Source organism: Mesorhizobium sp., from assembly GCF_004962925.1.
In the GTDB taxonomy this organism is placed as follows: domain Bacteria; phylum Pseudomonadota; class Alphaproteobacteria; order Rhizobiales; family Rhizobiaceae; genus Mesorhizobium.
Window position 1 is genome coordinate 1 of record NZ_SUEO01000200.1, and the last position, 11835, is coordinate 11835.

An 11835-nucleotide genomic window follows, 5' to 3' on the forward strand; every position below is an offset into this window, starting at 1 on the left:
GGCCTCGACGGGATCGTCGGTGGCAAGCAGGCGGCTGCCTAGCGCTGCATCGCCGATGCGCCCGCCGGCATTGATGCGCGGGCCGATCAGATAGGCCAGATGGAAGGTGCTGACCGGCTCGCCGATGCGCGAGACCCGCGCCAGCGCCGCCAACCCTTCGTTCCTCTGCTGGCGTGCCATTTGCAGCCCCTTGACCACGAATGCGCGGTTGACGCCGGTCAGCGGCACCACGTCGCAGACGGTCGCCAGCGCCACGAGGTCGAGCAAGCCAAGCAGGTCCGGCGGTGCGGCCTCCGGTAACCGGCCGCGCAGGACCTTCGCCGTTTGCACCAGAGCCAGGAAGACGACGCCGGCGGCACAAAGACGGCCCTGCCCCGAAAGGTCGTCCTCGCGATTGGGATTGACGACCGCTACCGCCGCCGGCAACGGGCCGCCGAGCTGGTGATGGTCGAGCACCACGACATCGGCGCCCGCCGCGTTCGCCGCGTCGATGGAAACGGCGCTGTTGGTGCCGCAATCGACGGTAACGATCAGCGTTGCGCCGCGCGAGACGAGTTCGCGCATGGCTTCCGGATTGGGGCCGTACCCCTCGAAGATGCGGTCCGGGATGTAGATCTCCGCTGGCACGGAGAAATGCGTGAGAAACCGCTTGAGCAGCGCCGATGAGGCCGCGCCATCGACATCGTAATCGCCGAAGATCGCCACCTTTTCCCTGGCAACGATTGCCGCGGCGATGCGGGCGGCGGCCTTGTCCATGTCGGTCAGCGACGCCGGGTCCGGCAAAAGGTCGCGGATCGTTGGATCAAGGAACCGCTCGGTCTGCTCGGCGGTCACGCCGCGCCCGGCAAGGACGCGCGCGACGATGTCCGGCACGCCATAGCCTTGCGCTATGGCAAGCGCGGTCATGTCCTGCCGCTCGGTCAACCGGTGCTCCCAAGAAACACCAGTGGCCGACTGCCTGACATCGAGGAAGATACGGTTTTCGCCCGTCATGCGACGCGCCGTCTGCGAATTGTCATTTCTCACAATATGCGACGGCTAGCCGAGTCGGGAATCAAAACTTTTCCAGATCCTGGTGCCTCGCCTTAATCTCGCGCACGGTGCGCGACGACGAGCGCAGCACGATCGTATGCGTGGTGATGGAATTGCGGCCGAATTTGACGCCGGCCAGCATGTTGCCGTCGGTCACGCCGGTTGCGGCGAACAGCACGTCGCCGCGCGCCATGTCTTGCGTGCGATAAACCCGCTTCGGGTCGGAAATGCCCATTTTCGCCGCGCGCTCCACCTTTTGCGGCGTGTCGAGGATCAGCCTTCCGAGAATCTGGCCGCCGGTGCAGCGTAACGCTGCCGCTGCCAGCACGCCCTCCGGCGCGCCGCCCGTGCCGAGATAGATGTCGATGCCGGTTTCGTCCGGATCGGTGGTATGGATGACGCCGGCGACGTCACCATCGCCGATCAGCCGGATAGCAGCGCCCGTGGCGCGCACCGCCTCGATCAGCGCGCCATGGCGCGGCCGGTCGAGGATGCAGGCGGTGATCTCCGACACCGCCACGCCCTTCGCCTTGGCCAGGCTGGCGATGTTTTCGGCCGGCGAGGCATCGATGTCGATGACGCCGTCCGCATAGCCCGGGCCAACGGCGATCTTGTCCATATAGACGTCGGGCGCAAACAGCAGGCTGCCCTTTTCCGCAATGGCGATGACGGCCAGCGCATTGGGCAGGTTCTTGGCGCAGATCGTCGTGCCTTCGAGCGGATCTAGCGCGATATCGACCGCCGGGCCTTTGCCGGAACCGACCTCTTCGCCGATGTAGAGCATCGGCGCCTCGTCGCGCTCGCCCTCGCCGATCACCACGGTGCCGTTGATGGCGAGACGGTTGAGCTCCTCGCGCATGGCATCGACTGCGGCCTGGTCGGCGGCTTTTTCGTCACCGCGTCCGCGCGACCTGGCGGCCGCGACCGCGGCGCGCTCGGTAACGCGCACCAGCTCCATGGTGAGTATCCGGTCGAGGCCGGCGACGATGTTCTGGGCAACGTTCATCGGTGGACAATCCTCGTTGGTACATTGCCTCCCGCCAGAGGCGCGCTGGTTGTGTCAAAGCTCCATGACAACAGCAAGACCTGGGAGGGTCTTTTTTGAAAACGCAACGATATCAATCGATTGAAAGAAAAGCGTAAATCTCTACTCTGCTCGCTCGATGCGAATGACTTGAGGCTTGTCGGTCAGATGATCGTCCTTGGTTATGCCTTCGACGGCCTTGCGCACCGCCGCTTCTGTCGTCTCGTGGGTGACCAGGATCACCGTCTTCTGCAAGGCGGTATCTGGCCCGGCGGCGTGCTGCACGATCGATTCCAGCGAAATGTCGTTGTCGGCCATGCGCTTGGCGATGGCGGCAAAGACGCCGATGCGATCATGCACCGTCAGCCGGATGAAATAGCCGCCGGCATGGCTGCGCATCTGCGCCTTCTTGTAAGGTCTCAATTCCTTCGCCGGCAGGCCGAAGACCGGACCGTGCTGGAAACCCGGCCTGCTCTTGGCGATATCGGCAATGTCGCCGACCACCGCCGACGCGGTGGCGTTGCCGCCGGCACCCGGACCGGAGAGCAAAAGCTCGCCAAGGATGTCGGTTTCGATGGCCACCGCATTGGTGACCCCATGCACCTGCGCGATGACCGAGGCCGTCGGCACCATGGTCGGGTGCACGCGCTGTTCGATACCGCTTTCCGTGCGCTGGGCGACGCCGAGCAGTTTTATCCGATAGCCGAGATCGCCGGCCGCGCGGATGTCGGCCTGGCTGATGTTTGAAATGCCCTCCATGTAGATGTCGTTGGCGGCAATCCTCGTGCCGAAGGCAAGGCTGGTCAGGATCGACAGCTTGTGCGCGGTGTCGTGGCCCTCAATATCGAAAGTCGGGTCGGCCTCGGCATAGCCCAGCCGCTGCGCATCCTTCAGACAGGCGTCGAACGACAGGCCCTCGGCTTCCATACGGGTCAAGATGTAGTTGCAGGTGCCGTTGAGGATGCCGAAGACACGGGTTACCGAATTGCCGGCCATCGCCTCGCGCATCGTCTTGATGACCGGAATGCCGCCCGCTACCGCCGCCTCGTAATTGAGCAGCACGCCCTTCCTCTCGGCGATCTCGGCCAGCGCCACGCCATGCTTGGCGAGCAGCGCCTTGTTGGCGGTGACGACGTGGCGGCCGGCTTCAAGCGCCGCTTTCACGGATGATCGTGACGGCCCCTCGTCGCCGCCGATCAGCTCGACGAAGACGTCGATATCGGCGGTCTGCGCCATTCCTACCGGATCATCGAACCACTTGGCGGCGCCAAGATCGACGCCGCGGTCGCGTTTGCGATCACGGGCCGAAACGGCTGACACGACGACCTCGCGGCCGCATTGCCGCGTCAGTTCCGCCGCCTTGTCGCGCAGCACGCGCGCCACCGACGCGCCGACGGTGCCGAGACCGGCAATTCCAACACGCAACGCTTCAGCCATGTCCGGCGACGCCCCTCAAGGATTTGGTCGATGTGATATCGGGCAACTCAACGATGCGCGGCGAGCGGCACCACATTGTTGGGCTGTTTGGCGCTGGAGGCCAGGAAGCGCTTGATGTTGCGTGCCGCCTGCCGGATCCGGTGCTCGTTCTCGACCAGCGCAATGCGCACATGATCGTCGCCATGCTCGCCGAAGCCGACGCCCGGCGCCACCGCCACGTCGGCGTGCTCGATCAGAAGCTTGGAGAATTCGAGCGAACCGAGATGCTTGAACGGCTCCGGGATCGGCGCCCAGGCAAACATCGACGCCGCCGGTGCGGGAACCGTCCAGCCGGCACGGCTGAAGGCGTCGACCATGACGTCGCGGCGCTTATGGTAGATATCGCGCACTTCGGCGATGTCGGCGCCGTCGCCGTTGAGCGCGTGCGCGGCCGCCACCTGGATCGGCGTGAAGGCACCATAGTCGAGATAGGACTTGACCCTGGTCAGCGCCGAGATCAGCCGCTCGTTGCCGACGGCAAAACCCATGCGCCAGCCTGGCATGGAAAAGGTCTTCGACATCGAGGTGAACTCGACCGCCACGTCGATCGCGCCCGGCACCTGCAGCACCGAGGGCGGCGGATTGCCGTCGAAATAGATTTCCGAATAGGCAAGGTCCGACAGGATGATGATGTCGTTCTTCCTGGCGAAGGCCACCACGTCCTTGTAAAAATCGAGCGAGGCGACCTGCGCCGTCGGGTTCGACGGGTAATTGAGGATCAACGCCAGCGGTTTTGGAATCGAATGGCGGATGCCGCGCTCCAGCGCCGGAATGAAGCCGTCGTCCGGCTCCACCTGCAAAGAGCGAATGACGCCGCCCGACATGATGAAGCCGAAAGCGTGGATCGGATAGGTCGGATTGGGGCACAGGATCACGTCGCCGGGCGCGGTGATCGCCTGCGCCATGTTGGCAAAACCTTCCTTCGAGCCCAGCGTCGCCACCACTTGCGTATCCGGGTCGAGTTTCACGCCGAAACGGCGGGCATAGTAACTGGCCTGGGCGCGGCGCAGGCCCGGAATGCCGCGCGACGACGAATAGCGATGCGTGCGCGGATCGCGCACGACCTCGCACAATTTGTCGACGATGGCCTTGGGCGTCGGCAGGTCCGGATTGCCCATGCCAAGGTCGATGATGTCGGCGCCGCGCGAACGGGCACTGGCCTTCAGCCGGTTGACCTGCTCGAAGACATAAGGCGGAAGCCGGCGGACCTTGTGAAATTCTTCCATGTCAATTCCAGACAATTGTCAAAGACGGTTTTCGGTGGCGCGATATAGGCTTATTTGCAGTCAGGGTCGAGAGCAGGGTCGCAGTTGGCTCCGATCTGCTTCAGCGTATCGGGCCCGTGCTGCTTTGCCAGCGCGTTCAGCGTCGCCGGGTTCGTCACCCTGACCGCGCCGCCCTTCGAGCCCTGGGTCTGCTCGTCGGCCTTCAACTGGGCGAGCTTGGCGTTCTTTTCCGCGTCGGTGAACTGCTCCGCCGCCACCTTCGGCGGAATATTCAGGTTCGGATAGGTGCCGGTGTCTTTCGGCCCGTCGGTAGCCGAGACCGGTGTGGCGCCCTCGATGTTGGTGCTCGAACAGCCGGCGATCGCCAGCAAAACGACCGCCGCGCCCATGCGGCAAAAACGACCAGTGCGAGAAAAACCGGTTTCGCCAATATTAATCGTCATATTGTTTCCTTAGGCAGCCGAGGTAGAGCGCGTTGGACCCTGTCGGATGTCCCATGATAATATGTCAAGAAAACGCTTCGGGAGGAACCCCGCGAACCATGTCCAAAACACCCGATTCGGGCAAAGCGGAAGATGATCAGCCTTCGACCGTCGAGCAATATCTGGTGAAGGACCCGGAACGCTTCGCCTTGAACATGGCACGCATGATCGAGCAGGCCGGCAAGGCGGCTTCCGCATGGGCCGAGCCGCGGGAAAGAGGCGACGTGCGCGATCATGTCGCCGAGCCGTTCGTCGACATGGTGAAAACCTTCTCCAAGCTCAGCGAATACTGGCTTTCCGACCCGCAGCGCGCGCTGGAGGCGCAGACGCGGCTGTTCTCCGGCTATATGACCGTCTGGGCCAACTCCATCCAGCGCCTCGGCGCCGGAGGCGAAGATGCCGACGACGCGGTCAAGCCCGAGCGCGGCGATAAGCGTTTCCAGGACCCCGAATGGGGCCGCAACGCTTTCTTCGATTTTCTCAAGCAGGCTTATCTCGTCACCTCGCGCTGGGCGGCCGATCTGGTCGAGCACGCCGATGGCCTGGACGAGCACACCCGCCACAAGGCCAGCTTCTACGTCAAGCAGGTGTCCAACGCCATCTCGCCGTCGAATTTCATCCTGACCAATCCGGAACTGTTTCGCGAGACCATCGCCTCGAATGGCGAAAACCTGGTGCGCGGCATGAAGATGCTGGCCGAGGACATTGCCGCCGGCAAGGGTGACCTGAAACTGAGGCAGGCCGATTATTCGCCCTTCGAGATCGGCAAGAACCTGGCCACGACACCCGGCAAGGTGGTGGGCCGCAGCGATGTCGCCGAGATCCTGCAATATGATCCGGCGACCGAGACCGTGCTCAAGCGGCCGCTGCTGATCTGCCCCCCATGGATCAACAAATTCTACATTCTCGATCTCAACCCGCAAAAATCCTTCATCCGCTGGGCGGTTGAGCAAGGCCACACCGTTTTCGTCATCTCCTGGATCAATCCGGACGAGCGGCACGGCACCAAGAGCTGGGAGGCCTATATCCGAGAGGGCCTGCAATACGGCCTGGACACGATCGAAAAGGCCACCGGTGAAAAGAACGTCAACGCCGTCGGCTACTGCGTCGGCGGCACGCTTATGGCGGCGGCCCTGGCGCTGATGGCGCAGGAAGGCGACCACCGCATCAAATCGGCCACCTTCTTCACCACCCAGGTCGATTTCACCTATGCCGGCGACCTGAAAGTGTTCGTCGACGAGGAGCAGGTCGCGGCCGTCGAAAAGGCGATGAACGAGAAGGGCTATCTCGACGGCGCCAAGATGGCGACCGCCTTCAACATGCTGCGCTCGGGCGACCTGATCTGGCCCTATGTCGTCAACAACTACATGCGCGGCAAGGATCCCCTGCCCTTCGACCTGCTCTACTGGAACGCCGATTCGACCCGCATGGGCGCGGCCAACCATTCCTTCTACCTGCGCAATTGCTATCTCGAGAACAGACTTTCGCAAGGCATGATGGAGCTGGCGGGCCGCATTGTATCGCTGAAGGACGTCACCATCCCGGTCTACAACCTCGCCTCGAAGGAAGATCACATCGCGCCGGCGCTTTCGGTGTTCCTCGGCTCGAAGTATTTCGGCGGAGACGTCGACTACGTCATGGCCGGCTCCGGCCACATCGCCGGCGTCGTCAATCCACCGGCGGCGCAGAAGTACCACTACTGGACCGGCGGCAAGCCGGCGGGCGACTTCGACCAGTGGATCGCCAACGCCACCGACCATCCCGGCTCCTGGTGGCCGCACTGGCAACGCTGGATCGAGGCCAGGGACAACACCCGCGTGCCGGCACGCAAACCCGGCAAACGCATGAAAACCCTGGGCGATGCGCCAGGCACCTATGTCAAGGTGCGTGTGTAACCTTCTGTAATGTGTGGTGAGTTGACGCGCCGGTAAAAGAGGGCGAAATGGTGTCGTCAACCCTTAACTAGCCCCGATTCCTCTCTAGCCGTCGAAATACTCTGGGGCTTGCGGATTTGACACAGGTCTCGTTTCCGTTCGGGGACAAGGAATTATTTCGGCGAGACGTTGCGACGCCGCGCCAATGACGTACCGGCCGGACATCGAGGGGGAATTTTGTTTTGAAATCAGCAGGATCGCGCCTCGCGAAGGGAGAACGCCGCGCCATTGTCGCCGCGCTTTTCTCCGTGCTCCTGGCGTCCTGTACCTCAGCCGGTGACCCGAACCTGTCGGTCGGCATGCCGGGGTACAACGCCTCGGCTACGGACATCAGCGCCGCCTCAGGCACCCAGCAGGTCGCCGCTGATTCGTCGTCGCAGATCACGACTTCACAAATGACGATGACCGCCAAGGGCGACGCAAGCCTTCCCGAGCAGGTCGCTTATGTGCCGATGGCCAAGCCGGGGACCCAGGCGGGAGCCCCCCAGGGAGGCGCCAAGTCCGATGCCGGCTTCCCCGTCACGGCGCCTGCGGACGCCGAGGCGACTGCGGGCCAGACGCCGCAGCCACAGGAACAGTCCGCGCAGACGGTCGAGCAGGCCGACGCTGCTGCGCAGAAGACAGAAACAGCCGATGCCGGCACGGCCGCGCCGAAGTCCAAGACCGAGGCCTCCGCGCCGGCGGTGAGCAATCCGGTCTATGTGACAGCCGGAGAGCCGCAGCCGCAGGCCTATGCGCCGAAGAAGAAGGGCTTCCTCGCCTCTTTGTTCAGCGCCACGCCCGCCTCGGCGGCACCTGCTCCGCAGGCCAACAACAGGTCGGGCGAGCAACCGGCGTCCGCTCAGCCCAAGGCGGAAGCGGCAAAGCCGACCATCACTTTGGCCTCGGCCAAATCGGCTGAAAAGCCGGTGCAACTGGCTTCGATCGGCGATACCAGCCATTTCACCGACGACGCGCTGCCCGGCGTGCGCAAGACCGCACTCTTCGAGATCAAGCGCAAATCCGGCCTCGACGACGAGAGCGACGTCGATCTGAACGAGGATGAAGGCGGCGCCTATCAAGTGGCATCCGCTGCCGGCCTTGCCCGGCTGGCGCCCAACGGCCTTTTGAAGCAGACCGAGAATGTCGACGTTGCCTGCCTGAAGCCTTCGCTGGTCCGTGTGCTGAAGACGATCGAGGGCCACTACGGCAAGAAGATGATCGTCACCTCCGGCTACCGCGATCCGGCCCGCAACCGCCGCGCCAACGGCGCCAAGAATTCACTGCACATGTATTGCGCCGCCGCCGACATCCAGGTTCCAGGCGTCTCGAAAGCGCAACTGGCTAGCTATGTCCGCAACATGCCCGGGCGCGGCGGCGTCGGCACTTACTGCCATACCGAATCCGTTCACATCGACGTCGGCCCCGAGCGCGACTGGAACTGGCGCTGCCGCCGCCGGCGGTAACGGCTGGTTCGTTCTGTCGTTTATGCAACATCCGCAGTGTGCTGTCCGAGGACGGCATGCGATGTAGCGTCTAACCGGGCTGAATCACCGAAAATGCGCGGTTTTGCGGCCACAGAAAAAAGTTGTCGCAGGCGGCGGCAGACGGGTTGCCGGTTTGGTGCAACGCAACTATAAGCGCTCACATCTGAGCGCGCCCATCGTCTAGCGGTCAGGACACCGCCCTTTCACGGCGGTAACAGGGGTTCGATTCCCCTTGGGCGTACCAGAGATATCAGGCATTTAGCCGAAACCTCCCCTTCCCTGTCCAATATTTGGCCAATTCCCTTCTGGCTTTGTCGAGTCCGGCGATTCCTGTCACACTCCTGTTGTCACCGACGGGAGGGGAAATGACCGACTGGGATCACATTCGAAAATTTCGCTACACGAAAGATGCCCCACCGCCAGAATGGCCGGATGGCGTCCGGGCCATAAGCCTGGAAGGCACTGCCCTCTTGGGCGTCAACCCGAAGACCAACAAGCTTTATTGGACGGACAAGAGTCGGCGACGGAGACGCCTCGCCAACTTCGAACGGGTATGGCGCTGGCGGTAACGATCGCCACTGCCGTTGTTGCCTGCACCGAGGTCGGTCGCGCGGCGGGGTGGATAGCTCACTGAAAAGCCCGCCACCGTGAGGCAGCGGGCATTCCGATCAAACTTCGCGGAATAATGATGGACCTGAGACGTTGTCGATAGAGAACACCCTACCAAAGGAGGTTATCGATATGCGCCTTTTCATCCTGTTTTCGGTATTACTTTTGACTGCCTGCATGACAGCACCACGCGGCGAGACTCCACCCGCACCGCCAACCGCGTCTACATCGAGCGGTAGCAGCGGCAGTAGTAGTGGCAGTGCCGGCGGTACTGGCGGTGGCGGCTACTAAAGACGCGATCGAACCTTAATCGCGCCGAACTGACCGCCCCAGCAAAACGCCCGCTGTGGCGGGCTAACTTCCGGATAATATGATGGTGTCTTCGGTCGAATCTGCTGCCGGAAGATCGGGCGCACCAGCGGCGGCCTTACGACGTCTCGGCGCTCTAGCCGGCACACTCGACCTCAAATCGCTAGCCTTGCGTCGAGCCGCTTTCTGCGACCGGGAGCGACGAAGTTGTCGTGCACAAAGCTTTCTAAAACCATCATGGTTGCAAGATGGTCCGAGGTCGGCCGCCATGCACGGTGCGTCGACGCGCTGCCGGCCTCCACAAGAGTGTCCAGCCTAGCTCGCTCCGTGGGGAGGCCCTGACAGTTCTAAGGCGAAATATCCATCAGAGAACGTCGAAAAAGCTCGCAGAGAAATCGAAGGGGAGTACGACTGGACGCCCGAGCGATTTCGTTAAAGCGACTCCGCCAGCCCGCACCTCTCAAATACGCGCTCAGGGGGGCGAAGCTTGCGTTCAAACTTTCCCTTCTCGAGAGACCGCGTACTGAATTATCCGCTCTCGAACCTCACCGAGCGTTTTCGCGTACGGCCCGTAAACCGCTCCCCATCCATCATTGATTTCTGTGATTTTTCCTTCAAGACGACGCCCCGCCGCATGCGAAGTCCAGAGTGAATACTTGCGCGTTTCAGCGTCGAGCTGCCGCAAATCTGGGAGGAATTGCGGAAAGTACAGCGCAGCGACGGCGTATGCTTTCGAAAGCGGCTCCGGTGGGATTTCGTGAACCTCACCATAGACTTTTACACGCCGCTCCAGATTGAGCCATTCATCCTGTCGCTGCAAAAGTTCGAGCAATTCCTCAAAACGCTCAACTCGCTTCGCTTCCCGGGTGGTGCGGGATTCAAGCCATTGTGTAATTGCCGGACCAAGTGCGACACCCAGAAGTGTCAGTCCGCCACCAACCAGCACCGGCAACAATACCGACCAAACACTTGTCACTGCTTCCGCCGGCAAATTCAGGCCCCCCGACAAATAGTACTACCACATGTCACTGCGAACGCTCGACCGCAAATGTTGGCGCGTCATCTCCCTTGCCGGCCTGGAGAAATTCGACGACGGCAGAATGAAGTCGCTCGGCCACGACCCTATTCATGGCGAATTCAATCGTGCCGCTGTTGGTCTCCAGTTCGAGCAGTCCTATTAGCGGATCGGCCGATAGCAGTGTTCGGCGGCGAGCAGTTTGGTGAATCCGGATTTGCTGGGTTTGCGTTTAATGATGGCTCCATCGGCTGGAAGAAGCTTCCGGGGCAGTGTTCGTTCGAATGATGCTATTCCGTTGCCTTGAGCGCAAGTTTTTGGTCAGCCAGCACAGCGCCGCCTCTTAAGCTCGCTGGTGGTCAAGGCCCGCGATGAAACGGCCAATCAAATACGACCTTAAGCGCCACGTGCGCTACGATCCGGACCTGCTGCCCCGCACGGGGCACAGGTACAAGCCAGCCAAACCGGCCCACGATGCCATATGGCCCAATGTCATCTCGGCAATTGCTATTGCCGGTTTCTTCCTCGCGTTCATCTGGAGCTGACGATGCTACCTTTTGTGCAGGCAGATGGTCTCTCAGGCAGGCCGTTGCTCAGCCATTTGTGCAAGAAGTTCTGACCGCGGGTGCTCATTCCGTCACAAGCCGGCGGAGCGCATTAAGTTCCTTCGTCCCAGAAATCCTGCAGCGAAGCGTGCCTTAGGTCTTCCTCGCCGCGCAAGTGCTTCACCCGGGCTTTGATCCCCGGCTTAACCCACTGTGTTGCCGGCCGCTTTGGCATATCTTTGGGCGGTGGCCCGGCATGTTCCTGGACGCGCTGCCACAGCCGCTCCCGCATCTCGCGATTGACGCTGACAGAGGCGCTGCCGACATATTTCCGGGTGCCTGGCTCGGCCATCAGAGCGAATGCCGGCTTTCCAGCCTCACGCTCGACGCCGAGCAGCTCAAATTCCCCGACAGTGTAGCATTTCGTCTTCAGCCAGTTGGTCGAAGGGCCGCTGCGATACTTGCTGTCCCGGCGCTTGGACACCATCCCCTCAAGGCCTGCCTGGTCGACCAGGTGATAGATCGCCCTGGCATCGCCCGGCAGCGCCTGGCTGAACTGGATGCGAATGTCAGGCGGGATGATGCCGGCAAGGACGTCGCGGCGCTCTTGCAGCGCCATGTCGCGAAGGTCGTGGCCGTTAAGGTGCAGCAGATCAAAGGCAACAAAATAGAGGTCGTGCTGGCGCCGCGTGATGGCCTTGCGCAAAGCTGCGAAAT

At 62.2% G+C, this 11835-nt stretch carries 11 protein-coding genes and 1 tRNA gene; 5 read left to right on the forward strand and 7 right to left on the reverse strand.

Going from position 1 to position 11835, the window contains the following annotated elements; genetic code table 11:
• The 5 genes from E5W87_RS28320 to E5W87_RS28340 all read right to left on the reverse strand — a co-directional run.
• On the reverse strand, positions 1-993 hold a 993-nt coding region (locus E5W87_RS28320; RefSeq protein ID WP_292405039.1), incomplete at its 3' end, for a DHH family phosphoesterase.
• Between the two features lie 61 nt (positions 994-1054).
• A complete protein-coding gene (gene glpX, locus E5W87_RS28325) occupies positions 1055-2038 on the reverse strand; it encodes a class II fructose-bisphosphatase (protein ID WP_292405041.1) in 984 nt (327 codons plus the stop codon).
• Between the two features lie 141 nt (positions 2039-2179).
• Positions 2180-3493 carry a homoserine dehydrogenase gene (locus tag E5W87_RS28330; protein WP_292405043.1) on the reverse strand — a complete coding sequence of 438 codons (1314 nt, stop codon included), beginning with the start codon at positions 3491-3493 and terminating at the stop codon, positions 2180-2182.
• Positions 3494-3540: 47 nt separating this feature from the next.
• Positions 3541-4758, reverse strand: coding sequence for an LL-diaminopimelate aminotransferase (locus tag E5W87_RS28335; protein ID WP_292405046.1), 1218 nt, complete (start codon positions 4756-4758; stop codon positions 3541-3543).
• Positions 4759-4808: 50 nt separating this feature from the next.
• Positions 4809-5201: a hypothetical protein gene (locus E5W87_RS28340; RefSeq protein WP_292405048.1), complete on the reverse strand. Its 393-nt coding sequence runs from the start codon at positions 5199-5201 to the stop codon at positions 4809-4811.
• 98 nt (positions 5202-5299) lie between these two features.
• Here E5W87_RS28340 and phaC point away from each other — a divergent pair, with 98 nt between their 5' ends.
• The 3 genes from phaC to E5W87_RS28355 all read left to right on the forward strand — a co-directional run bounded on the left by phaC (position 5300) and on the right by E5W87_RS28355 (position 8884).
• A complete protein-coding gene (phaC, locus tag E5W87_RS28345) occupies positions 5300-7135 on the forward strand; it encodes a class I poly(R)-hydroxyalkanoic acid synthase (RefSeq protein WP_292405050.1) in 1836 nt (611 codons plus the stop codon).
• A 338-nt stretch (positions 7136-7473) separates the two neighbouring features.
• Positions 7474-8619, forward strand: coding sequence for a YcbK family protein (locus E5W87_RS28350; protein WP_292405065.1), 1146 nt, complete (start codon positions 7474-7476; stop codon positions 8617-8619).
• A gap of 190 nt (positions 8620-8809) precedes the next feature.
• Positions 8810-8884, forward strand: a tRNA-Glu gene (locus tag E5W87_RS28355).
• A gap of 1167 nt (positions 8885-10051) precedes the next feature.
• Here E5W87_RS28355 and E5W87_RS28360 read toward each other — a convergent pair.
• Positions 10052-10549 (reverse strand): hypothetical protein, encoded by a 498-nt coding sequence (locus E5W87_RS28360; protein WP_292405053.1) that lies wholly within the window; start codon positions 10547-10549, stop codon positions 10052-10054.
• 31 nt (positions 10550-10580) lie between these two features.
• Between E5W87_RS28360 and E5W87_RS28365 the strand changes: the two genes are divergently transcribed.
• Complete coding sequence (locus tag E5W87_RS28365) at positions 10581-10739, forward strand: hypothetical protein (RefSeq protein ID WP_292405056.1); 159 nt, start codon at positions 10581-10583, stop codon at positions 10737-10739.
• A gap of 205 nt (positions 10740-10944) precedes the next feature.
• Complete coding sequence (locus E5W87_RS28370) at positions 10945-11118, forward strand: hypothetical protein (protein WP_292405059.1); 174 nt, start codon at positions 10945-10947, stop codon at positions 11116-11118.
• A gap of 112 nt (positions 11119-11230) precedes the next feature.
• Here E5W87_RS28370 and E5W87_RS28375 read toward each other — a convergent pair.
• Positions 11231-11835: ATP-dependent DNA ligase (locus E5W87_RS28375; protein WP_292405062.1), on the reverse strand; the 605-nt coding region annotated here is incomplete at its 5' end.

What these genes read in the sequence shown, in the direction of transcription:
- glpX (WP_292405041.1), bottom strand. Translation starts at nt 2,038, where the DNA reads ATGAACGTTGCCCAGAACATCGTCGCCGGCCTCGACCGGATACTCACC.
- E5W87_RS28330 (WP_292405043.1), bottom strand. Translation starts at nt 3,493, where the DNA reads ATGGCTGAAGCGTTGCGTGTTGGAATTGCCGGTCTCGGCACCGTCGGC.
- E5W87_RS28335 (WP_292405046.1), bottom strand. Translation starts at nt 4,758, where the DNA reads ATGGAAGAATTTCACAAGGTCCGCCGGCTTCCGCCTTATGTCTTCGAG.
- E5W87_RS28340 (WP_292405048.1), bottom strand. Translation starts at nt 5,201, where the DNA reads ATGACGATTAATATTGGCGAAACCGGTTTTTCTCGCACTGGTCGTTTT.
- phaC (WP_292405050.1), top strand. Translation starts at nt 5,300, where the DNA reads ATGTCCAAAACACCCGATTCGGGCAAAGCGGAAGATGATCAGCCTTCG.
- E5W87_RS28350 (WP_292405065.1), top strand. Translation starts at nt 7,474, where the DNA reads ATGCCGGGGTACAACGCCTCGGCTACGGACATCAGCGCCGCCTCAGGC.
- E5W87_RS28365 (WP_292405056.1), top strand. Translation starts at nt 10,581, where the DNA reads ATGTCACTGCGAACGCTCGACCGCAAATGTTGGCGCGTCATCTCCCTT.
- E5W87_RS28370 (WP_292405059.1), top strand. Translation starts at nt 10,945, where the DNA reads ATGAAACGGCCAATCAAATACGACCTTAAGCGCCACGTGCGCTACGAT.